Raw genomic sequence first — 23,976 nt, 5'->3', positions numbered from 1 at the left:
GGAGTCGCGATCAGGCAGCGACTTCAGCCTCGGCGGCCGGCTGTTGCGGTTCCAGCAGATTCTTGGCCTTCTCGTCCTTCATCATCGGGGACGCTTCGGTCACGGCGCGGTCCAGCTTGATGGTCAGGTGGCGCAGAACGGCGTCGTTGAATTTGAACGCGTGTTCGATCTCGGCCAGGGTCTCTGCTTGGCACTCGACGTTCATCAGAACGTAGTGAGCTTTGTGCAGCTTCTGGATCGGGTAAGCCAGTTGACGGCGGCCCCAGTCTTCCAGACGATGGATCTTGCCTTCGGCGGCCAGAACCATGCCCTTGTAGCGCTCGATCATGGCCGGAACCTGTTCGCTCTGGTCCGGATGGACGATGAACACGATTTCGTAATGACGCATGTGAACTCCTTGTGGCTATAAAGCCTTTCCGCCATGCGGTAGCAGAAAGGCAAGGGTTGAGAACCGCAGAATTCTACGCACCTTTATCGGACAGGGCAACGAAAAACAGCCGCCGCCCCAATGATTTGGGCTGGCGGCTGTGGTGTGGATAGCGAAACGTCTCAATCACGAGCCCAGAGCTTGTCGAAGAAATCGCCCCACAGGGATTCCCTGCGGTCATCGCCGCGCCCCAAGGCTGGTACGAGAAGCACAGCCGTACAAATGGTACGGCGAGCATCGCAGGGCCAGGATTGGGGGGCACAGCAGATTAATTTGCACACGCGTAGAACCTGTTCATGATCTGTCACGAGCGGCCCTCAGCGGGGTGAAGAGCAGCGCAGAAACCGGAATGGACATGGAGTCCATGAGGATTTCGAGCAGCGCATGAGCCCCGATCAGGGACGCGCAGCAAGATCGTGAGCGGGTTCTCAGCCGACCACGTCGTAGCCGGCATCACTCACCGCCTCGGCCAGGCTGTCGCGCGTCGGCATGCCGGCGTCGCACAACACTTCGACCTTGCCGCTCGCCAGGTCGACCTCGACCTGGCGCACCCCTTCCAGCTGGCCCAGGGCGTTCTTGATGCTGTTGGCGCAACCGTTACAGGTCATGCCCTCGACGTGCAGGATGATTTTCTCCATGAAGCCTCCTTGTTCAGAATTTCTTGTGTCGCTCGATATCGCTCACCCGCCCGTTGCGGAAGGTGATGGTGGTGGTATGCGGCTCAACGCCATCCGCGTACCAGGTCATGATCTTGCGGTCGCCGTAGCCAAAGCCGTGCCGCGTGCGGTAACGGACCGAGCCGCCGTCGCTGACGTAATCGGGCGGCCCGGTCAGCTCGAGCACCTCGGCCTCGCTCATGCCGGTGTCGAGCCGGATGAAGACGCTGAATGGAATCGGCGCCGCCAGCGCGGCGAGCGGTCCGCACCACAGCGCGAGCAAGAGCGCGCGCACCAACCTGTCCATGTTCACCTCCCGCCGCCCGGTGGCGACAGCGTCAGCGCACCTTCTTTACCACGTCGATCAGCTCGGTTACCACGCCGGTGGCGTCGCCGGCGCGCAAGGCCTGCGCCACGCAGCCTTTCATGTGGTTTTCCAAGAGTTGCAACGACACCGCGTCGAGCGCCGACTTCACCGCGGCGATCTGGGTCAGCACGTCGACGCAGTAGCGATCGCCTTCGATCATGCCGCTGATGCCGCGCACCTGCCCTTCTATCCGCGCCAGGCGCTTGAGCAAGGCGCTCTTGTTGGGCTGCACGACCAGCTTGTCGCTGCCCGGGGATTCCTGGTCACAGCACTGCTGCATGACGACTCCTCGGAGGGAAACACAATCCGGCATTGTGACGCATCCGGCGCCCCGGTCAAAGGCCGCCCCTGTTATCAGTTTAGGCTTCTGGCCAGTCAGGCGCGCACCAGCAGCTGCCCCATCATGCCCTGGTCCTCGTGCTCGAGAATGTGGCAGTGGAACATGCGCAGGCCGGGCAGATTCTGGCGGAAGCGCAGCCGCACGCTCTCGCCGGCCGCCACGTTGACCACGTCGTGCCAGGCCAGGTACGGCTCGTCACGCCACTGGCCGTCCTCGGTGCGTGCCAGCACCTGGAACTGCGTGCCGTGCAGGTGGAAGGGGTGGTCCATATGGGCGTTGCCGACGATTTCCCACTCTTCCACCTGGCCCACCTTGCCTTCGAAATCGATGCGCGCCATGTCGTAGGTCTTACCGTTGATCAGGAACATCGCCTTCGGATCGGCCATGTTCTCGGAAAACTCCACGCGCCGCTTCACGGCCGCTGCCGGCAGGGCAGGCACTTCGGCAAGACGGGCCGGCAATGGGGCACTGGCGCGGCGGCCGTGACGGATCAACGTCAGGAGCGGCAGCACCGCGTCTTGCTCCGGGTGCATCGCCTTGCCGCGCGAGTACGGCAGCGCCACCAGGCCGGGCGTCTGGCCGGCGCCGAAACGCCCGGTCACCACCAGCTCGGCGCGCTCGCCTGGCGACAGCAGCAGGTGCTCGATGCGGCGCGGCGCGGCGATGGCCCCACCGTCGGTGCCGACCAGGTGCACCTCGTGCGCCGGCAGCGCGATCTTCAGGATGCGCGCGCTGGTGGCGTTCCACAGGCGCCAGCGCTGGCGTTCACCCTCGGCCAGCGCCAAGGCTGGCCGAAGCGCGCCGTTGACCAGCACGAACTGGCCTTCGCGGCCGTCGTGCCGGTCGGCCATCGAGTTGGCGGCGATGCCGCCGTCGCCATCCAGCTTGAGGTCGGACAACACCAGCAACTGCTCCGGCAAGTGCGCCAGCGGGTCGTCGCGACGACGCACGATGAAGGTCCCGGCCAGCCCCATGTAGGCTTGCTGCCCGGTGTAGCCGTGCGGGTGCGGGTGGTACCAGTAGGTGCCGGCCGAGCCCTTGGGCAGGGTGAAGCGGTAGCGGCGCTCGGCGCCCGGCGGCACCGGATCGTGCGGGTTGCCGTCCTGCTCGGCCGGCACCGGCATGCCGTGCCAGTGGATGGTGGTGGGCTGGGCAAGCCGGTTGGTGAAGGCGATCTCGACCGTATCCCCCTCGTAGGCCTCGATCAGCGGCCCCGGCACGCTGCCGTTGTAGGCCCAGAACGTGGTCGGCTGGTGCCTCGGCAGCAGCGGCAGCTTGATCGGCGCGGCGACCAGCTCGCCGCTCACGTGTCCGCCGCCGCCGCGATTGGCCAGCCGCTGCAGCGGCGGCAGTGGCTGTCCTTCGGGCAGCGTGACGCCGCCGGCTGCGTCTGCCATCGCCGCCATGTCATGGCCGGCATGCGCGCCATGGTCCATGCCCGGCATGGCGGGGGGCGTGGCGGCCCAGGCTTGGCGCACGATCAGCGGCAGGGTGGCCAGCCCCAGCGACAACTCCAGGAAACGACGACGGTGCATGCGGTTCTCCTTCCAGACTCTTTCAGTGAATATACCCCTATAGGGTATTAAAAGAAAGCGAAGAGGCGACAAAATCAACCCACCGCAACATCACCATGCCTCTCGCCGCAGCAGCATGCTCCCATCGCTCCCCCTGCGGATACTGGGATCGCAATCGCTACCACACCAGCTGGCACAGCGTCAAAAATAATTCGTTTGGAATAATGGCAACTACAGCCTCTGTATCAATAAGAAATGGCAGGAAAAGCACCATCAGTTTGGATGGTGCGCCACTCCAAATAATTCATTTGGGTTAATTTCAATAGCACAACGTTTGTATATAATGCGCGCCAAATTCATGACAAAAAATTATCAAACAAGATATCGTCATTACAGAAGGTCACTACATGAATATTTCCCAGCGAATCCTGCTAACCCTTGCCGTGGCATTGCTCTCACTGCTAGGCATCGGCGGCAATGCGCTATGGCAGCAAGGCAATGCCAATAGCCGTTTTGTCTACATGAAGGAGAATACCTTCCCCAGCATCGCCACCCTGAACGAAGCCAAATCGGCGTTGGCCAGCAGCCGTCTGGCCACCTTTCGCCACGCCATCCATAATGGCGACGACAGAAAGGTCGAACAGGAACGGGTCATTGCCGAGCAGGACAAGCATCTCGACGACACCCTCAACCGCTACGAGAAGGAACTGATCTCGAACGAGGAAGATCGCAAGCAGCTCGACAACGACCGCCAGGCGCTCAGGCGTTACCGCGATAGCCGAGCACAGTTTCTGCAACTCTCGCGCACCCACCAGAACCAGGAAGCAGAAGAAACACTGGTGAACGGCGAGATGGCTCGCAGCGCCACCGCGGTACGCGATGCGCTGGAACGGCACGTCAAGTTCAACATTGACCAGGCCGACAAACTCGGCAAGGAAAATGCAGCCGCCTACTCCAATGCCATCACGCTTTCCGTCACCATCATCGCCGCGGCCATCCTGATCTGCGGCACGCTGGGTTTTCTGCTCTTCACCCAGATTCGCCGCCATTTGGCCGAGATTCAGGACACCATGCAGCAGGTTGGCACGACACTGGATTTCCGCCTGCGCGCCAAGGCCGACAAGCAGGATGAAATCGGCCTGACCGCCCGCGCCTTCAACGAACTGCTGGGCAAGCTGCAGCAAAGCTTCCGGGATATCCGCCAGAGCATCGGCGCCATCGATCAGGCCATGGAAGGCATGGCCTGCAACACCACCGAGATCGCCCGCAGTTCGGAGGTGCAAAGCGAGTCGGCCTCCAGCATGGCGGCTGCGATCGAACAGTTGACCGTCAGTATCAACCACGTGGCCGACCGCGCGCGGGACGCCAGCCAGCAAACGGAAGAAGCCGGGCAGATGGCCAGTCAAGGCGGAGCCGTGATTCTGGCCACAGCCCACGGCATTACCGATGTCGCCGGCGCCATCGACGGCACCGCTGGCAAGATTGCCCGTTTGCGCAATGACGGCGAGACCATTGCCTCGGTCGTGAGTGTCATCAAAGACATCGCCGAGCAGACCAATCTGCTCGCCCTCAACGCGGCGATCGAGGCGGCCCGTGCCGGCGAGATGGGACGGGGTTTTGCCGTGGTAGCCGACGAAGTGCGCAAGCTGGCCGAACGGACCAGCCACTCCACCATGGAGATCGCCAACGTCATTACCCAGATGAAGGAAGGAACCCACGAAGCGGTCAACAGCATGCAGGAAGTCGTGGAGCGGGTAAGCCAGGAAACCGGCAATGCCCGTCAGGCCAATCAGGCCATAGAACAGATCCAGGGCAATACCCAGCGTGCGCAGGAGCTGGTGCGCGACATCTCCGACAGCATCGTCGAGCAGAGCACGGCCAGCAATACCATTGCCCAGCGGGTGGAACAGATCGCCCAGATGGCGGAAGAAAACGCGGCGGCCGCCAGCGGCTCGGCCGAAGCGGCGGATCAACTGCGCCAGCAGGCCCGCCACATTTTGGAAACGGTCTCGCAGTACCAGGTGTGACCCTCTCCACGAGGCGGCCGTCACCTTGACCCAAAACCACCCCGTGCTCGCACCAGACACTGGGTGGTTTTGTTTTGGCGGCCCTCCTGCGTCATCGCACGCAGGAGGGCATGGTCAGCCCTTGGCCTCGCCCTTCAGCACGCGCTGGCGCCGGCTCTCGGAGAGCACCATGCCGGACGACACCGAGACGTTGAGGCTCTCGACGCTGCCGAACATCGGGATCGACACCAGCACGTCGCAATGCTCGCGCGTCAGGCGGCGCATGCCCTCGCCTTCCGAGCCCATCACCCAGGCCAGGGGGCCGGCGGCGTCGAAGTGGTAGAGGTCGGTGTCGGCTTCCATGGTGGTGCCGGCGATCCACACCCCGGCGTCCTTGAGGTCGCGCAGGGTGCGCGCCAGGTTGGTGACGGTGATGTAGGGCACCACTTCGGCAGCGCCGCAGGCCACCTTGGACACAGTGGCGTTCAGCGTGGCGGAGCGGTCCTTGGGCGCGATCACCGCGTGCGCGCCCATGGCGTCGGCAACGCGCAGGCAGGCGCCGAGGTTGTGCGGGTCGGTGACGCCGTCCAGGATCAACAGCAGCGGGGGTTCGGACAGGTTTTCCAGCACGTCGTCCAGGCTGACGTGGCTGCGGCTGGCGTCGATCATCGCCACCACGCCCTGGTGGCGCGCGTTGCCGCTCATGCTGTCCAGACGCGCCTTGTCGACGATGTGCAGCTTGATGTTTTCCACAGCGGCCTTGTCGAGCACCGCCTGGGCGCGGGCGTCCTGGCGGCCGCCGGCGAGCCAGATTTCGAGCAGGCTCTTGGGGTTCTGCCACAGCCGGGCGTTGACGGCGTGGAAGCCGTGGATGAGGCGCTTGTTGCTCATGAGGGAAAAGCCTGAAAACGGAAATGGCGGCTATTGTACCGCCATCGCCGCGCCTCAGCTTGCCATCGTGCCGGTGTCGGCCGTACGCGGCTGCGGAGTCTGCCGGCGCAGCCAGGCCGTCAGCTCCCCTGCCGGCAATGGCCGGCTGAACAGATACCCCTGTAGCAGCTGGCAGCCCTTGGCGGAGAGGAAGGCCGCCTGCGCTTCGGTTTCCACCCCCTCGGCCACCACGCTGAACGACAGCTTGCGCGCCATCGCCAGGATCGCCTCGGCGATCGCCGCATTGTCGCCGTCGCCCGGCAACCCCTCGATGAAGGAGCGGTCGATCTTCAGCGTGTCGAGCGGGAAGCGCTTGAGGTAGGACAGCGAGGAATAGCCGGTGCCGAAGTCGTCAATCGACAGCCGCACCCCGAGCGCCTTGAGCTCGCCCAGCAGCGATACCGCCTCGCACGGGTTCTGCATCACCATGCTCTCGGTCATTTCCAGTTCCAGCCGGCCGGCAGCGATGCCGGCCTCGGCCAGTGCGCCGGCCACCTGCACGATCAGCGCCTGCTGCTCGAACTGGCGCGCCGACAGGTTGATCGCCAGGCGCGGCACGTGCAGGCCCAGGCAGTCCCAGTCGGCCAGTTGGCGGCAGGCCTGGCGGATAACCCAGTCGCCGATCGGGCGGATCAGCCCGGTCTCCTCGGCGAGCGGAATGAAGCGCACCGGCGGCACCAGCCCCAGCTCGGGGTGGCGCCAGCGCAGCAGCACCTCGAGCGCTTCCAGGCGGTGCGTCTCCGCCGCCACGATAGGCTGGAAGTGGAGCTCGAACTCGCCGCGCTCGAGTGCCTGGCGCAGCCCGCTCTCCAACTGCAGCCGTTCGATCGCCTGGGCGTTCATCTCGGCGGCGAAGAACTGGTAGGTGTTCTTGCCCGCCTCCTTGGCGCGGTACATCGCCACGTCGGCGTTCTTGAGCAGGGTGCGGGCGTCGCTGCCGTCGCAGGGGTAGACGCTGATGCCGAGGCTGCCGGTGACGATCAGCTCCTGTCCCTCCAGCCACAAGGGCTGCGCCAGCACCGCCAGGATGTCTTCGGCCAACGTCGACAAGGTGGCCTGCGAGGCGAAATGGCTGACCAGCAGCGTGAACTCGTCACCGCCAAGGCGGGCGATCTGGCCGCGCCCCCCCACCACCTGCTCCAGGCGGCTGGCGGTTTCGCGCAGCAGCTCGTCGCCAGTCTGGTGGCCGAACGAGTCGTTGATCAGCTTGAAACGGTCGAGGTCGAGGAACATCACCGCCACCTGCTGCCCGGAACCGGCGATCTGCTGGATGCGGTCTTCCAGGCACGCGATCAGCCAGCTGCGATTGGGCAGGCGCGTCAGCGGGTCGTGGTTAGCGAGGAACTGCAGCCGCTCCTCGGCCTGCTTGCGCACCGTGATGTCGGCGAACACGCCGACGTAGTTGGTGATCACGCCGGCATCGTCGCGCACCGCGGAGATCGACAGCTCGGCCGGGTACCACTCGTGCGAGCGGCGCCGGTCCAGCATCTCGCCCTGCCAGTGGCCGTGCCGCGCCAGCCCGTCCAGCATCGCCACGCTCCAGCTGGTATTGTCACGGAAGATGCGCGACACGCGCCCGATGACCTGCTCCGACTGATAGCCGGTGATACGGGTGAAGGCCTGGTTCACCGCGATGATGCGGTAGTCCGCCCCGGTGATCAGGATGCCTTCGGCGGCGTTCTCGAACACCTTGCTGGCGAGCTTCTGGTTGGCGTCGGCCTGCACCCGGTCGGAGATGTCGACCACCACGCCGATGATGGCGGCGCGGCCGCGATACTCGAACAGCCGGCTGTGGATTTCCACGTCCAGCAACTGGCCGTCCTTCCGTACCAGCCGCGCCGAAAAGTGCATGATGGAAATGTTCTCGCTCAGACGCTGGTTGATCTGCTGGCGCAACCGCTGACGCTCCTCGTGCGCCAGCACCGTCTCGATCCGCTTCCCCAGCAAGTCCTCGCCCGGGTAACCGAGCATCTCCGCCAGCTTGTCGTTGACGTAGGCCAGGCGCTCGTCCTGCAGGATGTAGATGCCGACCAGCGACTGCTCGATCAGGGCGTGATAACGGTTTTCCGCCTCCTGCTTGGCCTGCCGCTCGCGCTTGCTCTGGGTGATGTCGGTGGCGATGCAGCCGATGCCGGCCGGCAGGCCGTCGGCGTCGAACAGCGGAAACTTGGTCACCAGAAAATCGCCGGGCAGGCCGTCCAGCGTCAGCGTCTGCTCGTACTGGCGCGACTCCAGCGCGTTCAGCACCTGACGGTCCTGCTCGGCCGTCGCCTGCGCCTCCTCCGGCGGCAGGAAATCGGCGCTCTTCTTGCCGATCAGCTCGGCCGGGGCCTTGCCCAGCGCCCGCGAGTAGGCGCGGTTGACCAGCAGGTAACGCCCCTCCAGATCCTTCAGCGACATCACGTTGGGGCTGTTCCGCAGCCAGGCTTCGAAACGCGCCAGCGAGTCCTGCAGCTGACGAATACGGCGCACCGCCGCTTCCGACTGCGTCGCCACCAGCTGCGCCGACAGCACCAGCGCCAGGTTCAGCACGATGCCGTTGGCCGGCAGGGGGACCGGCTGAAACGACGGGCCGTCGAGAAACGCCGCCAGCACCAGGATCAGCAGTCCCAGCAGCGTCGCGCCACCGATGCCGGCGCGGCAGGCCGCCCACAACAGGCAGGGGTAGAGCAAGAGGTAGATCGGTATCAGGGGAAGATGGCCGACGCCAAGCGCGGTCGCCCACAGCGATAGCGTCACCAGCGCGATGATCATCAGCTCAACGTAGCGACGCCGGCTGTATTCGACGCCGGCGAACGCCGCCGGCACGCACAACACCAGCGCCAGGGCCAGCGCGCCGTAGTGCAGCAAGGCCTGCGGCAGCGGTACCTTGACACCGGAGTATCCCTGTACCCCCCACAGCAGCAGAACCGCCACAACGGCCGGCCCCAGCAGCAGTACCGCCAGCAGCCGCAGCAGCGACGAGAGCGAATCCAGGGCAAACCGGGAGCGATGGATGCCGGCGAACCGAGCGGTTCCGACCACCAGATAGAGCGACAGCGCCAGGCTGCCGGCCCACAGCGGCCCTGCCCACTGACTCGCCAGCGCCCAGGCCGGCAACGGCCACAACCAGACCGAACTGGCGGGGCGACGCACCACCCACAGCAGGAACAGGCCGTGCGGAATGAAGCTGGCCGGACCCGGCAGGGTACCGGCCGTGGCGGGCCACAGGGGCAGCGAGGAAAGAAATACCAGCAGCGCCAGGCAGGAAGCCAGCCACTCCTTTCTGTTCACCATAAATCCTCTGCAGTGGGCCGCCATGTCGGCGGGCCCTTGTCATTGTTATCGTCGCGTTGGCCGCATCATGCCGCCCGGCTGCACGGGAAGGCAGGCTGGTATAATACCGCGAGTCCCCTCCTTGTGAAGTCGTATGTTGACCACTCCTCCCCCGCTGCCGCCGGCCGGCCAGAAAACCCGGCTCGCTCCCCTGCCCGAAGGGCTGGACGCCGCCCTGTTCGCCCGTTTCGCCGGCCAGGGCCCCATCGTGCTGGTGCTGGCGGCCGACGCGCAGAGCGCGCAGCGCCTGAAGGCGGAGATTCCGTTCTTCGCCCCGGACTGCCGCGTGGCGCTGCTGCCGGACTGGGAGACCCTGCCCTACGACCACTTCTCGCCGCACGCCGATCTGGTCAGCGAACGGCTGGCGACGTTGTGGCAGATCCGCCAGCGCGAATGCGACGTGGTGATCGCGCCGGTCTCCACCGCGATGACGCGGCTGGCCCCGGTGGGCTACCTGCTGGGGCGGACCTTCTTCCTCAAGGCCAAGGCCCGGCTCGATGCCGACCAGCTGCGCGCCGACCTGGTCACCGCCGGCTACGCCCACGTCACCCAGGTGATGGCGCCGGGCGAGTTCTCGATCCGCGGCGGCCTGATCGACCTGTTCCCGATGGGCTCGGCGCTGCCCTACCGCATCGACCTGTTCGACGACGAAATCGACTCCCTGCGCACCTTCGACCCGGACAGCCAGCGCACGCTCTACCCGGTGCCGGAGATCCGCCTGTTGCCGGCGCGCGAGTACCCCAGCGACGAAGCCGGCATCACCACCTTCCGCCAGCACTACCGCGAGCGCATGGAGGGCGACCCGTCCAAGAGCCGCATCTACCGCGACGTCAGCGCCGGGATGTCGCCGGCCGGCATCGAATACTTCCTGCCGCTGTTCTTCGACGCCACCGCGACGCTGTTCGACTACCTCGGCGAGGATGCGCTGGTGGTGACCCACCGCGACGTGAGCGCCGCCGCCGACACCTTCTGGCGCGAGGTGCAGGAGCGCCACCTGATGGCACGCGGCGATACCGAGCGTCCGGTACTGGCGCCGGGCGAGATCGTGCTGCGCCCGGACGAACTGATGGCCGCGCTCAAGCCCTACCCGCGCTTCGAGTGCCCGGCCGAGCCGGCCCCGACCGGGCTGCCGCCACTCGCTGTGGAGCGGCGCGCCGACAACCCCTTGCAAAAGCTGGCCGACTATCTCGCCAGCCATCCTGGGCGCGTGCTGCTCTCCGCCGAGAGCCTGGGGCGGCGCGAGACCATGCACCAGTTCCTGAGCGAGAACGGCATCAAGCCGGTGCCGATCGACAACTGGGCCGAATTCGCCGACGGTGAGATGAAGCTGGCACTCACCGTGGCGCCGCTGTTCAGCGGCTTCGCCGTGGCCGAGTCGCAACTCGCCATCGTCACCGAGAGCGAGCTCTATCAGCACGTGGCCAGGAGCCACACGCGCCGGGCGCGCGCCCGCGCCGGCTCCGACGCCATGCTGCGCGATCTGGCCGAGGTCAAGGTGGGCGACCCGGTGGTGCACGAGCAGCACGGCATCGGCCGCTACCTGGGCCTGGTATCGATGGATCTAGGCGAAGGCGAAACCGAGCTGATGCAGTTGGAGTACGCCGACGGCGCCAAGCTCTACGTGCCGGTGGGCCAGTTGCAGCTGATTTCCCGTTACGCCGGCGGCGCCACCGAACAACTGACACTGCACCGGCTGGGCAGCCCGGCCTGGGACAAGGCCAAGAAGAAGGCGGCCGAGAAAGCACGCGACACCGCGGCGGAACTGTTGAACCTGTACGCCCAGCGCGCCGCACGCGAGGGCCACGCCTTCAGCCTGAGCCACCACGACTACGACGCCTTCGCCGCCGGCTTCGGCTTCGAGGAGACGCCGGATCAGGCCAGCGCCATCGAGGCGGTGATCGCCGACATGTGTTCGGGCAAGCCGATGGACCGTCTGGTGTGCGGCGACGTCGGCTTCGGCAAAACCGAGGTCGCGCTCCGGGCCGCCTTCGTCGCAGTGCTGGGCGGCAAGCAGGTGGCGGTGCTGGTGCCGACCACGCTCTTGGCCGAGCAGCACTTCCAGAACTTCTCCGACCGCTTCGCCGACTGGCCAGTGAAGATCGCCGAGCTGTCGCGCTTCCGCAGCGCCAAGGAGAGCAAGGCGGCGCTCGCCGGGCTAGCCGACGGTGGCGTCGACATCGTCATCGGCACCCACAAGCTGGTGCAGCCTGACATTCAGTTCAAGAACCTGGGACTCGTCATCATCGACGAGGAGCACCGCTTCGGCGTGCGCCAGAAGGAACAGTTGAAACGGCTACGCGCCAACGTCGATGTGCTGACGCTGACCGCCACACCGATTCCGCGCACGCTGTCGATGGCGCTGGAAGGCCTGCGCGACTTCTCCGCCATCACCACCGCGCCCTCGCGCCGGCTGGCGGTGAAGACCTTCATCTCCCCGCTCGCCAACGGCGTGATCCGCGAGGCAGTACTGCGCGAGCTGAAGCGCGGCGGCCAGGTGTTCTTCCTCCACAACGAGGTCGACACCATCCAGAACATGCAGGAGAAGCTGGCCGAGCTCTTGCCCGAGGCGCGCATCGGCGTGGCGCACGGCCAGCTGCGCGAGCGTGAGCTGGAACAGGTGATGCGCGACTTCCTGCAGCAGCGCTTCAACCTGCTGTTGTGCTCGACCATCATCGAGACCGGCATCGACATCCCCAACGCCAATACCATCCTGATCAACCGCGCCGACAAGTTCGGCCTGGCCCAGCTACACCAGCTGCGCGGCCGCGTCGGCCGCTCGCACCACCAGGCCTACGCCTATCTGTTGACGCCGGACGGCATGACCCGCGACGCGCAGAAGCGGCTGGAGGCGATCCAGATGTCCGAAGAACTGGGCGCCGGCTTCTACTTGGCGATGCACGACCTGGAAATCCGCGGCGCCGGCGAGGTGCTGGGCGAGGGGCAGTCGGGCGAGATGCAGGAAGTCGGCTTCGCGCTGTTCACCGAAATGTTGAAACAAGCGGTGCGCGACCTGAAGAAGGGCAAGACGCCGGACCTCGACGCCCCCTTGGGTGTCACCACCGAGATCAACCTGCACAGCCCCGCGCTCTTGCCCGAAGGCTACTGCCCGGACGTGCACGAACGGCTGGTGCTCTATAAGCGGCTTGCCAGCTGCGAGACCGAAGCCGAGATCGACGCCATCCACGAGGAACTGATCGACCGCTTCGGCCTGCCGCCGCAGACCGTCAAGACCTTGGTCGAGAGCCACCGCCTGCGCCTTGCCGCGCGCCGGCTCGGCGTGCAGAAGCTCGACGCCAGCGAGGCGGCGATCCAGCTCAGCTTCGTCAAGAACCCGCCGATCGACCCGATGAAGATCATCACGCTGATCCAGAGCAAGAAGAACTACAAGCTCGCCGGCCAGGACAAGCTTCGCGTCGAGGTCAAGGTCGACGACGTGGGCCTGCGCGTGGTGCGGGTGAAGGAACTGCTGAAGGAGCTGCAGTAGGGCGGATGCCCCCTGACGGGGGCGATCCGCCGCCTCGGCCTCCCCGCGGACAAGAGCGACAAAAAAGCCGTGCCCCTTGGGAGCACGGCTTTTTCACGCGGTGTCGAATGCGCTTTACACCGCTTCCAGCGCCAACAGCTCCACCATCGTCTGGCGGCGGCGGATCAGGCGCGCGAAGTCGCCGTCGATCAGCACCTCGGGCAACAGCGGGCGGCTATTGTAGTTGGACGACATCGACGCACCGTAGGCGCCGGTGTCGTGGAACAGCAGGTAATCGCCCACCTGGCACGGCGGCAGATCGCGCGTCACCACCACGCCGCCGTCCTCCTGGGTGAACACGTCGCCCGATTCGCACAGCGGCCCGGCCACCACAGTCGGCACCAACACATCGGCCGCCGGCTGCGGCCGGCCCTGGGCGACGAGTGAGATGCCGTGGTAGCTGCCGTACATCGACGGCCGCATCAGATCGTTGAAGCCCGCATCTACCAGCACGAAGTGGCGGCTGCCCATGTCCTTGACCGCACGCACTTCGGCCAGCAGCACGCCGGATTCGGCCACCAGGAAGCGGCCCGGCTCGATCTCGAGGCGCACAGGGTGGCCCAGCTTAGCCTCGATCTCTTTGCGCGCCGCGTCCCACAGCCCGAAGTAGTGCGCGGTGTCGATGCGCGCATCGCCCTCGCGGTACGGAATCGACAGGCCGCCGCCGGCCGAGATCGCTTCGAGGTCGTGCCCCATGCCAGCCACCAGCTCGACCATGGCGCCGCACACTTGCTGCAGATGGCCGTAGTCGACGCCGGAGCCGATGTGCATGTGCAGGCCGACCAGCTTGAGACCGTGCTCGCCGATCACTTTCAGCGCGTCCGACAGCTGTTCGTGCCAGATGCCATGCTTGCTGTTCTCGCCACCAGTGTTGGTCTTGTTGCTGTGGCCGTGGCCGAAGCCCGGGTTGATGCGCAGCCAGACGCGATGCCCAGGGGACACAGCACCCAACTGACGCAGCATGTCGATGGAGCCGGCGTTGACCGGAATCTGCTCCTCGACCACGCGCGCCAGCGTGGCCTGGTCGAGCAGGTCGGCGGTAAGCACGATGCCGGACGGTTCCTCACCCCGCCCGCTGAAGCCGGCGGCCAACGCACGCTCGATCTCACCCAGCGACACCGCGTCGACCACCACACCCTCCTCGCGCATCAGGCGCAGGATATGGGTGTTGGAGCAGGCCTTCTGCGCGAAGCGAATCACGTCGAAGTCACGCAGTTGGGCGATGCGCTCGCGGATCACTGCAGCATCGTAAATCCACACCGGGGTACCGTGTTCACGGGCAATGGCGTCGAGCAATTCGGGAGAAGGGGTCGTCATACGGCAAGGCTCCTGGGCCGCGACCGGCGCGGCACGGTTATCGGGGGCGGCGCGGAACGCCGCAGCATCGATAGGCATCATGCCCTAGTGCAGCCATTTCATAAAATATCGTTTTTCACCATGGTTATTCATGTACGATATGGATTGATTCGCTACCGCCACTCCATGCCATGTCCCTCAGTCTGCGCCACATCGAAATCTTCTGGGCCGTCATGACCTCCGGCAGTGTCACCGGCGCCGCCGACCTGCTGCACACCTCGCAGCCCACCGTCAGCCGCGAACTGGCGCGGCTGGAAACGCTGACCGGCTTGACCCTGTTCGACCGCGTGCGCGGCCGGCTGCAGCCGACGGCGCAGGCACTGATGCTGTTCGAGGAGGTGCAGCGCTCCTACTTCGGGCTCGAGCGCATCCGCAATACCGCCGCTTCGATCCGCCAGTTCCAGCAGGGTCAGCTCTCCATCGCCTGCCTGCCGGCCTTCTCGCAATCGCTACTGCCCGAGGTGTGCCGGCGCTTCCTCGAGATCTATCCCGAGGTCAGCCTGAGCATCGTGCCGCAGGAGTCGCCGCTGTTGGAGGAATGGCTGTCGGCGCAACGCCACGACCTAGGGCTGACCGAGCACGGCACCGCCCCGGCCGGCACCCGCATCGCCCCGCTGCTGCGGGCCGACGAGGTATGCGTGCTGCCGGATGGCCACCCCCTGCTGGCGAAAAATGCGCTGGCACCCATCGACCTGGCGGGGCAGAACTTCATCAGCCTGTCGGCCACCGACCCCTACCGCCAGCAGCTCGACAGCCTGTTCGGCCAGGCCGGCATCGAACGTCGGCTGGTAGTGGAAACGCACAGCGCCGCCTCGGTGTGCGCCATGGTACGCGCCGGACTCGGCGTGGCCGTAATCAACCCGCTCACCGCGCTCGATTACGCCGGCCACGGCCTCTCCATACGCCGCTTCACGGTGTCGATCCCGTTCACCGTCAGTGTGGTGCGCCCCGAGCACCGCCCCTCTTCGCAGTTGGCCGAACACTTCGCAAAAGCCCTGCAACAGCAGGCGGCCGAACTCACCTCGCAGTTGGAGGCAGCCCTGGCCATGGAATGAAAAACCCGGCACGGAGCCGGGCGGGTCATTGGGCATGATGACGAGCAAAGAGTGTTACGGCTGCGCCTCGCTGAGCTGGAAAAAGCGGCCGTTCTTGACGATGTCGCGGATGCGTGCCGGCTCGGTCTCGCCATTGATGTTGGTGAGCACCAGCTTGCCGTAGCCCTGACGCAGATCGTTGCGGAAGTCGTAGAAGGCGCCGATCACCGCGAGCTTGCCCGACTCCACCTCGCCCGCGAACTTCAGCAGCGCAGCGTCCACCTGGTTGTTGACGTTGAGCAACACCCCGTCGGTGACGTCGATGCCCTTGGGAATGTTGATGGTGGCGAGTTCCTTGGCGATGGCCGGCTCGATGCCGGAATAATCGCCGGAGGCCGCCTTCACCGCGCCGCACACGGCATGGCCGACGATCAGCAGCAGCGGTGTGTGCAAATGGCGCACGCCATACTCCACCGAGCCTTCCGCCGTGGCCAGCTGATTGCCGATGTCGCGCACCATGAACAGTTCATTGACGGCATCGGCAGAGAAGGCGTCGGCCTGCACTCGCGAATCGGAGCAGGTGACCACCGTGGCACGCGGCGTCTGCTTGTCGGCAAAGCGCTCGAAGTAGCCCGGCGCGTGCGTCCTCATGTAGCGCAGGTTGGCGTTGACGATGGCGTCGACCGCTCCCTTCACCTGGGCCAGCTCGGAACTATGGCCATGTTCGTCGGCGTGGACGGATACCGGCGCGGCCTGGGGAGCGATGGGGGGCGATTCGGTGGCCTGAGCCGTGCCGATCAGCAGCGCCAGGCCGCCAGCCAGCAGGCGGGCCGTCAGCGAAACGGTTCGAGTCATGAAGCGGGTTTCCTTGTTCAGCGTTTTGTCATGCCGAACTGTAGCGACCCGCCTCGTGGCGAATCAAGCCTGCGTGGTTTGGGCGCGCGCCCCCGGCTTGCGCTGGCTGATCAGCACCCCACCGAACACCAGCAGGCAGGCGAGCTGCTGCTGAGCCGACAGCGTCTCCCCCAGGATGATCCAGGCCAGCAACACCGTGAACACCGGAATCAGGTTGACGAAGGCCCCCGCCATCGCCACCGGCACGCGGCTCACCGACCAGGTATAGAGCCCATAGGCGCCGAGCGTGATTCCCGCCCCCAGGTACAGCACCCACAGGCTCGGCCACAGCGGCAAGGTCTGCGGCAGCGTCACCCACGGCGTGAACAGCAGCGCGCCGAACCACAGCATGCCAAGCACCGTCTGCGCCGCGGTGATCACCAGCGCCGAATAGCGCACCGACAGCTTCTTGGCGATCAGGATATAACCGGTGGCACACACCATCGCCAGGAACTCCAGCGCGTTGCCGAGCAAGGGATTCGGTGCGTCGGCGCTCTGCTCGCCGGTCAGCGTCAGCCACAACACACCGGCGAACGATACCGCGATACCCAACCAGACCGTGCGCCCCAGCCGTTCCTTGAGAAACAGCAAGGCACCGAGCGAGGTCAACAGCGGCAGCGTGGCGGTGATCACCCCGGCCTGCGAGGCACTGGTATACACCAGCGCGCGCGCCTCCAGCAGGAAGTACAGGCAGGGTTCGGCCAGCGCCAGCGCGACGAGCCATTTCCAGTCGCCTTGCTGATAACGTCGACGTACGCCGGGACGCAGCATCAAAGGCAGCAGGCAGAGCGTAGCGATCACCATGCGGGCAAATAGCACCACCATCGGGTCGAACACCGAGAATACATATTTCAGCGCGATGAACGAACTTGCCCACAACAACATGGCGAGCGACAGGGCCAGGTACGGCAGCATGACGGTCCTTGAACAATGACAAAAGCGGCCACCAGGCAAAGGTGGCCGAGTTGAATAGACAAGTGTATTGTCGCAAAGACGGCTGGCGATTGTCGAACGTAGACGGCATACCCGCTGCCCAGTCGCGGGCTACGGCGGCGGCAGGCGTAGCAGCGACACGGAGGGAGGCTCGATCGGCCGCAGCCGCACGCCCAGCCGCTCCAGTTCGGCGTGGTATTGGTCCGGCATGGCGGGCAAGGCGTGGCGCCGCCGCCAGCGGAGTAAAAACGCTTGCCGGAAGACGCTAGCGAAACGAAGCGCCAAGCTGGGAGCAGGCGCCAGGCAAACCCCGGCAGCACACGAGGAGGATTTGTGCATGATGCCCTCACTGTTCGGAAAATAGGCATGCACAAAGCATAGTTAGCCATTAAACTGATAAAAATAGCGACAAAAGCAACACATTGTTCTGGTATGAAAACAAACCCACACATCCCCTCCCCCGACGCCCTGCTCGCCTTCGACGCCCTGGCGCGGCTCGGCAGCTTTACCGCAGCGGCCGAGGCCATCGGCTGCGCCAAGAGCCGGATCAGTCAGCTGGTGAAGGATCTGGAGCACGATCTGGGGACGGTGCTGGTGCTGCGCAACACCCGGCGCGTGGCGCTGACCGAGGCCGGGCGGCGCCTGGCCTGCCATGCTGCACAACTGCGCAGCATGCTCGACAAGGTGCGACCCGACATCGAGGAAGCCCAGGGCGCCATCGGCGGTCCGCTGCGCGTGAGCTCGACCATGTCATTCGCGCAATACCTCCTGGCGCCGCTGCTGGGCGAGCTGGCCGAGCTCCACCCCGCCCTGGAGATGGAGCTGGTGGCCGAAAACCGGCTGCAGGACCCGGTGGACGCCGGCCTCGACTTCTGCCTGCGCTCCCGGGCGGTACACGACGACCGGCTGGTAGCCAAATCGATCGGTTTCGTCTGGGAAGAGCTGTACGCCGCGCCGGCCTACCTGGAGCGGGCCGGCATCCCACAGACGCCGGAAGACCTGCTCAAGCACCAGCTGCTACACAACAGCTATAACGAAACCGGCCTCGACTGGCGGCTGGAAAAGGACGGCCAGTTCGTTTCGCTCGCCATCCGGCCGACGCTGCTGTGCGACCAGTACGCGGTGATCGCCAACGCCGCCTGTGCCGGCGTGGGCATCGGCCTGTTGCCGCAATACGTGGTCAGCCCGCAGCTGGCACGCGGCGAACTCATCCCGGTATTGCCCGGCTGGCGCACTTCCGGCTGGCCGGTGTTCCTGGTCTACCCCTATCGCCACCCGATGCCGAAGAAGTACGAAGCCTTCCTGCAACTGGTGGTGCCGCGCCTGCGCACCATCCTGGGCGACGACGAGCGCCATTCCTGAACAACAGCGGCGAACCGGTCAGGCTCAATCCTCGACGCGGAAACCCACCTTGATCGTCACCTGCCAGTGGGCGATGGCGCCGTCGACAACATGGCCGCGCGTTTCCAGCACCTCGAACCAGTCGATGTGCTTCAGCGTGGCACCGGCCTTGGTGATGGCGGTGCGAATGGCATCGTCGCTGCCCTCGGAGGAGGAACCGACCAGTTCCACCATCTTGTAGACGTGCTTGCTCATGTTGTTCTCCCTGGAGATGAGGAAAGCCCGTCAGGCGGGCACAACTTCAGCATAGCGCCCGCAACGACAAATGCAGGACGATTCTAATCCCTCCCGCCAACCATGCTCGGTCGATCACGCCCGCCTTCATGGTCACCTTGCCTAGGCCTGACCAGCTGCATCGGCGCTGCGAGCAAAGAAAAACCGCCCTCGAGGGGCGGTTTCGTGGGTCATCGACGGGCGACGACTCAGGCGTTCAGTTCCTTGGCCAGGTAGATCCAGGTCTCGACCACGGTGTCCGGGTTCAGCGAGATGGTCTCGATGCCCTCTTCCACCAGCCACTTGGCGAAGTCCGGATGATCGGACGGGCCCTGACCGCAGATGCCGACATACTTGTTCAGCTTGCGGCAAGCTTGGATCGCCATGTGCAGCATGGCCTTCACGGCGTCGTTGCGCTCGTCGAAGGTCGAAGCGATCGGGCCGCCGGAGTCGCGGTCCACGCCCAGGGTGAGCTGGGTCATGTCGTTGGAGCCGATGGAGAAGCCGTCGAAGTGCTCCAGGAAGCGCTCGGCCAGAACCGCGTTGGTCGGCAGTTCGCACATCATGATCAGGCGCAGGCCGTTATCGCCACGCTTCAGGCCGTTGGCGGCCAGGATCTCGATGACTTTCTCGGCTTCGGCCAGGGTGCGCACGAACGGGATCATCACTTCCACGTTGGTGAGGCCCATCACGTCGCGCACTTTCTTGATGGCGCGGCATTCCAGCTCGAAGCAGTCGCGGAAGCTCTCGGCCACGTAGCGTGCGGCGCCACGGAAGCCCAGCATCGGGTTCTCTTCGTGCGGTTCGTACAGCTGGCCGCCGATCAGGTTGGCGTACTCGTTCGACTTGAAGTCGGACATACGCACGATGACCTTTTTCGGGTAGAACGCGGCCGCCAGGGTGGACACGCCTTCGGCGATCTTGTCGACGTAGAAGTCGACCGGGCTGGCGTAACCGGCGATGCGATCGGTGATGGTGGCTTTCAGGTCGGCCGACAGCGTATCGAACTCGAGCAGCGCTTTCGGGTGGATACCGATCTGACGGTTGATCACGAACTCCATGCGCGCCAGACCCACGCCTTCGTTCGGCAGCTGCGCGAAGTCGAAGGCCAGTTCCGGGTTGCCGACGTTCATCATGATCTTGACCGGGGATTCCGGCATCTTGTCCAGTTCGAGGTCGATGACTTCGACTTCGAGCAGGCCGTCGTAGATGTTGCCGGTGTCGCCTTCGGCGCAGGACACGGTGACCTGCATGCCGTCACGCAGCACGTCGGTAGCGTCACCACAGCCGACCACGGCCGGGATGCCCAGTTCGCGCGCGATGATCGCGGCGTGGCAGGTACGACCGCCACGGTTGGTGACGATGGCGGCGGCGCGCTTCATCACCGGTTCCCAATCCGGGTCGGTCATATCGGTCACCAGCACGTCACCGGCCTTGACGGTATCCATCTCGGACGCATCCTTGATCAGGCGCACGGTGCCCTGGCCGATCTTCTGGCCGATGGCGCGGCCTTCGGCCAGCACGGTGGACTTGGTGTTCAGGCGGTAGCGGCGCAGGGTGTCCTTGCGGTCTTCCTGCGACTTCACGGTTTCCGGGCGGGCCTGCAGGATGTACAGCTTGCCGTCCAGACCGTCGCGGCCCCACTCGATGTCCATCGGACGACCATAGTGCTTCTCGATGATCAGCGCGTACTGGGCCAGTTCTGCCACTTCGGCGTCGGTGATGGAGAACTGCTTGCGGTCGGCGTCGGCCACGTCGACGGTTTTCACCGAACGGCCGGCTTGCGAGGCGTCGGTGAACTCCATCTTGATCAGCTTGGAGCCCAGGGTCTTGCGCAGGATGGCCGGGCGGCCAGCCTTCAGGGTCGGCTTGTGAACGTAGAATTCGTCCGGGTTCACGGCGCCTTGCACCACGGTCTCGCCGAGGCCGTAGGAAGCGGTGATGAAGACCACGTCTTCGAAACCGGATTCGGTATCGATGGTGAACATCACGCCGGCCGCGCCGGAGTCGGAACGCACCATGCGCTGCACGCCGGCCGACAGAGCCACTACGTCATGGGCGAAGCCCTTGTGCACGCGGTAGGAGATGGCGCGGTCGTTGTACAGGGAAGCGAAGACGTGCTTCATGGCTTCCTTGACATTGTCCAGGCCACGGATGTTCAGGAAGGTTTCCTGTTGACCGGCGAACGAGGCGTCCGGCAGGTCTTCCGCGGTGGCGGAGGAGCGTACGGCGACGGAGATGTCCGCGCCGCCGGAATCGGCCACCATCTTGTCCCAGGCTTCCTTGATGTCGGCATCAAGCTTGGCAGGGAACGGGGTATCGATAATCCACTGGCGGATTTCCTTGCCGACGCGGGCCAGTTCGGTCACGTCGTCGATGTCCAGCTTGGCCAGCGCGGCGCTGATGCGCTCGGCCAGGCCGTTATGCTGCAGGAAATCACGATAGGCATCCGCCGTCGTGGCGAAACCGCCGGGTACACGGACACCCGAGTTGGCCAGCTGACTGATCATTTCGCCCAGGGAGGCATTCTTGCCACCTACCTGTTCAACGTCGGTCATGCGCAGCTTCTCGAACCAGATGACGTAGTTCTCTGCCATCACTTCACTTCCTGTATTGGATTGGAGACGATAGAAAGCCGCATTCTAGCCGATTAACGCCCGGCTTGCGTAGCGTCTTTTGCATTGCACAAGGTAAGGATTTGCCCTTAATCAAGGACTTCCATCCTGCCGTTCTGGCACCATCGCACCCGCCCGGCGGGAAAAAGCCTTTTGTCATGTAGTGTTAACACTACTGTAAAGCCAAACGGGGCGGGAGATTGGCCCCACTGGGGGCGGGCTGCGCGGTGAGAACGCTGACGGCGGCGGCGGGACGGGTATAATCGGCTCACGACTCTCCGCTATTTCTTTTCGACAGGTGCATTCATGCCACACCTCCGCTCCGCCATTTTCGTTTCCGACCGCACCGGCATCACCGCCGAGGCCCTGGGCAACACCTTGCTGACGCAGTTTGACACCATCGAATTCAAGCGCGAGACCATCCCCTTCGTCGACACGGTGGAGAAGGCGCAGGAAGTGGCCGAGATGATTCGCCAGCGTACCGCCGACGATCACCAGAAGCCGGTGGTATTCACCAGCATCGTCAACGCCGAGGTGCGCCAGGCGCTGCGCGTCGACCATGCGCTGGTGATCGACTTCTTCGAGGCCTTCATCGGCGAACTGGAAGCGGAACTGCACCAGAAGGCCACGCTGTCGGTGGGCAAGGCGCACGGCATGATGAACGAGTCGCAGTACGATCACCGTATCGAGGCGGTGAACTACTCGCTCAACCACGACGACGGGGTGAAGCTGAAGGACCTGCACGAGGCCGACGTGATCCTGGTCGGCGTGTCGCGCTCGGGCAAGACTCCGACCTGCCTGTATCTCGCGCTGCAATACGGCATCAAGGCCGCCAACTACCCACTGACCCCGGAAGACCTGGACAGCCCGACGCTGCCCAAGATGCTGCTGCCGTTCCGCCAGAAGATCTTCGGCCTGACCATCGACCCGGCGCGCCTGCATCACATCCGTTCCGAACGCCGCCCGGACTCCAAATACGCCAGCATCGAGAACTGCCGCTCCGAGGTGAACGAGGCCGAGTCGATGTTCCGCCACCACGCCATTTCGTTCATCAGCACCACGCACAAGTCGATCGAGGAAATCGCCTCGACCATCATGCACAAGGCCAACCTGACGCGGCGGTTCTGAGCCGTCCGCACTGATGGTGCTTGACGCCGCTTCGGTCGCCATGGTTTGATGAAAAACATGAATACCTCATTCGCAATCGCTTTCTCGTTTGGTTGGTGGCGCCTGTCCTAGGCGGCACCGCGGTTGCGTACACCCGAAAACCCCGGAGCTGCCAGCAGGCGCTCCGGGGTTTTCGTTTTCCACCCCCTCCTTGCTGGCAGTCTCCCTGAACCCTAGTGGAGCACAGCATGAATCTCGACAGCATCAGCCCGAACGACGTCATCCTCACCGGCGACCGCACTACCGGCCCGCTGCACCTGGGCCATTACGTCGGCTCGCTGCGTAACCGCGTCCTGCTGCAGGAGCGTTGCACCCAGTTCCTGCTGCTGGCCGACGCCCAGGCGCTGACCGACAACATGGGCAACTACCTGAAGGTGCGCGACAACGTGCTGCAGGTCGCGCTCGACTACCTCGCCGTCGGCATCGACCCCTCCAAGAGCACCATCTTCATCCAGAGCCTGGTGCCAGAACTGTCCGAACTGGCGTCCTATTACCTCAACCTGGTAACGGTGGCGCGGCTGGAGCGCAACCCGACCATCAAGGACGAGATCAAGCAGCGCGGCTTCGAGCGCGACATCCCGGCCGGCTTCCTGACCTACCCGGCAGCGCAGGCCGCCGACATCACCGCCTTCAAGGCCACCATGGTGCCGGTGGGCGCCGACCAGGTGCCAATGATCGAACAGACCAACGAGATCGTGCGCCGCTTCAACGCCAGCGTTGGCCAGGAGCTGCTGGTGGAGACGCGCGCCGTGGTGCCGGAGCATGGCGCACGGCTGCCGGGCATCGACGGCAAGGCGAAGATGTCGAAGTCGCTCGGCAACGCGCTGGCGCTGTCGGCGAGCCCCGACGAAATCCGCCAAGCGGTGAAGATGATGTACACCGACCCGAATCACCTGCGCGTGGAGGACCCGGGCCAGGTCAAGGGCAACGTGGTGTTCAGCTACCTCGATGCCTTCGACGACGACGTTGCGGCCGTGGCCGAGCTGAAGAAGCACTACCGCCACGGCGGGCTGGGCGACTCGGTGCTCAAGTCTCGGCTGGAAGACAAGCTGCAGGCGCTGCTGGAACCGATCCGCCGGCGCCGAGAGGAATACGCCCGCGATCCGGCGGCAGTGCTCGCCATGCTGAAAGAAGGCACCGCCAAGGCGCGCCAGGTGGCCGCCGTGACGCTCTCCGAAGTCAAAGCGGCGATGGGGTTGAATTACTACTGATCCCGGCCGCCGTACGACTACCGGGTGCCTCACCAGCTCCGATGCCAGGCCGGGCCACAGCCTCTCTCAAGGCG

18 protein-coding genes are annotated in these 23,976 nt (G+C 65.0%); 6 read left to right on the top strand and 12 right to left on the bottom strand.

The window, feature by feature from the left end:
• Nucleotides 1–10: 10 nt before the first annotated feature.
• The 5 genes from rpsF to B9N72_RS02330 form a co-directional block, all read right to left on the bottom strand.
• A complete protein-coding gene (gene rpsF / locus B9N72_RS02350; RefSeq protein ID WP_008953314.1) occupies nucleotides 11–388 on the bottom strand; it encodes a 30S ribosomal protein S6 in 378 nt (125 codons plus the stop codon).
• 467 nt (nucleotides 389–855) lie between these two features.
• Nucleotides 856–1,065 (bottom strand): heavy-metal-associated domain-containing protein, encoded by a 210-nt coding sequence (locus B9N72_RS02345; protein ID WP_085274836.1) that lies wholly within the window; start codon nucleotides 1,063–1,065, stop codon nucleotides 856–858.
• Nucleotides 1,066–1,078: 13 nt separating this feature from the next.
• A complete protein-coding gene (locus B9N72_RS02340) occupies nucleotides 1,079–1,390 on the bottom strand; it encodes a DUF2845 domain-containing protein (protein WP_085274835.1) in 312 nt (103 codons plus the stop codon).
• A gap of 31 nt (nucleotides 1,391–1,421) precedes the next feature.
• Nucleotides 1,422–1,730 carry a metal-sensitive transcriptional regulator gene (locus B9N72_RS02335; protein ID WP_085274834.1) on the bottom strand — a complete coding sequence of 103 codons (309 nt, stop codon included), beginning with the start codon at nucleotides 1,728–1,730 and terminating at the stop codon, nucleotides 1,422–1,424.
• A gap of 95 nt (nucleotides 1,731–1,825) precedes the next feature.
• On the bottom strand, nucleotides 1,826–3,325 hold the full coding sequence (locus B9N72_RS02330; protein ID WP_085274833.1) for a multicopper oxidase family protein: 1,500 nt from the start codon (nucleotides 3,323–3,325) through the stop codon (nucleotides 1,826–1,828).
• A gap of 386 nt (nucleotides 3,326–3,711) precedes the next feature.
• On the opposite strand from B9N72_RS02330, the gene B9N72_RS02325 reads away from it, so the two are divergent.
• Nucleotides 3,712–5,331, top strand: coding sequence for a methyl-accepting chemotaxis protein (locus tag B9N72_RS02325; RefSeq protein WP_085274832.1), 1,620 nt, complete (start codon nucleotides 3,712–3,714; stop codon nucleotides 5,329–5,331).
• Between the two features lie 114 nt (nucleotides 5,332–5,445).
• Here the strand turns inward: B9N72_RS02325 and rlmB are convergent, their stop codons facing one another.
• The gene (gene rlmB, locus B9N72_RS02320) at nucleotides 5,446–6,201 is read right to left on the bottom strand and encodes a 23S rRNA (guanosine(2251)-2'-O)-methyltransferase RlmB (protein WP_085274831.1); all 756 of its coding nucleotides are present in this window, start codon (nucleotides 6,199–6,201) and stop codon (nucleotides 5,446–5,448) included.
• 54 nt (nucleotides 6,202–6,255) lie between these two features.
• Complete coding sequence (locus B9N72_RS02315) at nucleotides 6,256–9,516, bottom strand: sensor domain-containing protein (protein WP_085274830.1); 3,261 nt, start codon at nucleotides 9,514–9,516, stop codon at nucleotides 6,256–6,258.
• A 133-nt stretch (nucleotides 9,517–9,649) separates the two neighbouring features.
• Here B9N72_RS02315 and mfd point away from each other — a divergent pair, with 133 nt between their 5' ends.
• Nucleotides 9,650–13,039 (top strand): transcription-repair coupling factor, encoded by a 3,390-nt coding sequence (gene mfd / locus B9N72_RS02310; RefSeq protein WP_085274829.1) that lies wholly within the window; start codon nucleotides 9,650–9,652, stop codon nucleotides 13,037–13,039.
• Nucleotides 13,040–13,153: 114 nt separating this feature from the next.
• Here the strand turns inward: mfd and lysA are convergent, their stop codons facing one another.
• Nucleotides 13,154–14,395, bottom strand: coding sequence for a diaminopimelate decarboxylase (gene lysA / locus B9N72_RS02305; protein ID WP_085274998.1), 1,242 nt, complete (start codon nucleotides 14,393–14,395; stop codon nucleotides 13,154–13,156).
• Nucleotides 14,396–14,565: 170 nt separating this feature from the next.
• Here lysA and B9N72_RS02300 point away from each other — a divergent pair, with 170 nt between their 5' ends.
• Nucleotides 14,566–15,489 carry a LysR family transcriptional regulator gene (locus tag B9N72_RS02300; protein ID WP_085274828.1) on the top strand — a complete coding sequence of 308 codons (924 nt, stop codon included), beginning with the start codon at nucleotides 14,566–14,568 and terminating at the stop codon, nucleotides 15,487–15,489.
• A 54-nt stretch (nucleotides 15,490–15,543) separates the two neighbouring features.
• Here B9N72_RS02300 and B9N72_RS02295 read toward each other — a convergent pair whose 3' ends face one another.
• Complete coding sequence (locus B9N72_RS02295; RefSeq protein WP_085274827.1) at nucleotides 15,544–16,323, bottom strand: carbonic anhydrase; 780 nt, start codon at nucleotides 16,321–16,323, stop codon at nucleotides 15,544–15,546.
• Nucleotides 16,324–16,386: 63 nt separating this feature from the next.
• Nucleotides 16,387–17,277: a DMT family transporter gene (locus B9N72_RS02290; RefSeq protein WP_085274826.1), complete on the bottom strand. Its 891-nt coding sequence runs from the start codon at nucleotides 17,275–17,277 to the stop codon at nucleotides 16,387–16,389.
• Between the two features lie 450 nt (nucleotides 17,278–17,727).
• On the opposite strand from B9N72_RS02290, the gene B9N72_RS02285 reads away from it, so the two are divergent.
• Entirely contained in the window at nucleotides 17,728–18,657 is a 930-nt protein-coding gene (locus B9N72_RS02285; RefSeq protein WP_085274825.1) for a LysR family transcriptional regulator, read from the top strand.
• 24 nt (nucleotides 18,658–18,681) lie between these two features.
• On the opposite strand, the gene B9N72_RS02280 is transcribed toward B9N72_RS02285, so the two are convergent.
• Nucleotides 18,682–18,891 (bottom strand): dodecin, encoded by a 210-nt coding sequence (locus tag B9N72_RS02280; RefSeq protein WP_085274824.1) that lies wholly within the window; start codon nucleotides 18,889–18,891, stop codon nucleotides 18,682–18,684.
• Nucleotides 18,892–19,118: 227 nt separating this feature from the next.
• Entirely contained in the window at nucleotides 19,119–21,506 is a 2,388-nt protein-coding gene (gene ppsA / locus B9N72_RS02275; protein WP_085274823.1) for a phosphoenolpyruvate synthase, read from the bottom strand.
• A 324-nt stretch (nucleotides 21,507–21,830) separates the two neighbouring features.
• Here ppsA and ppsR point away from each other — a divergent pair, with 324 nt between their 5' ends.
• Complete coding sequence (gene ppsR / locus B9N72_RS02270; RefSeq protein WP_085274822.1) at nucleotides 21,831–22,652, top strand: posphoenolpyruvate synthetase regulatory kinase/phosphorylase PpsR; 822 nt, start codon at nucleotides 21,831–21,833, stop codon at nucleotides 22,650–22,652.
• Between the two features lie 227 nt (nucleotides 22,653–22,879).
• Entirely contained in the window at nucleotides 22,880–23,902 is a 1,023-nt protein-coding gene (trpS, locus tag B9N72_RS02265; protein ID WP_085274821.1) for a tryptophan--tRNA ligase, read from the top strand.
• Nucleotides 23,903–23,976: the final 74 nt, after the last annotated feature.

It is taken from the genome of Pseudogulbenkiania subflava DSM 22618 (assembly GCF_900177275.1).
GTDB lineage: Bacteria > Pseudomonadota > Gammaproteobacteria > Burkholderiales > Chromobacteriaceae > Pseudogulbenkiania > Pseudogulbenkiania subflava.
This window is presented reverse-complemented; position numbering and strand designations above follow the sequence as displayed.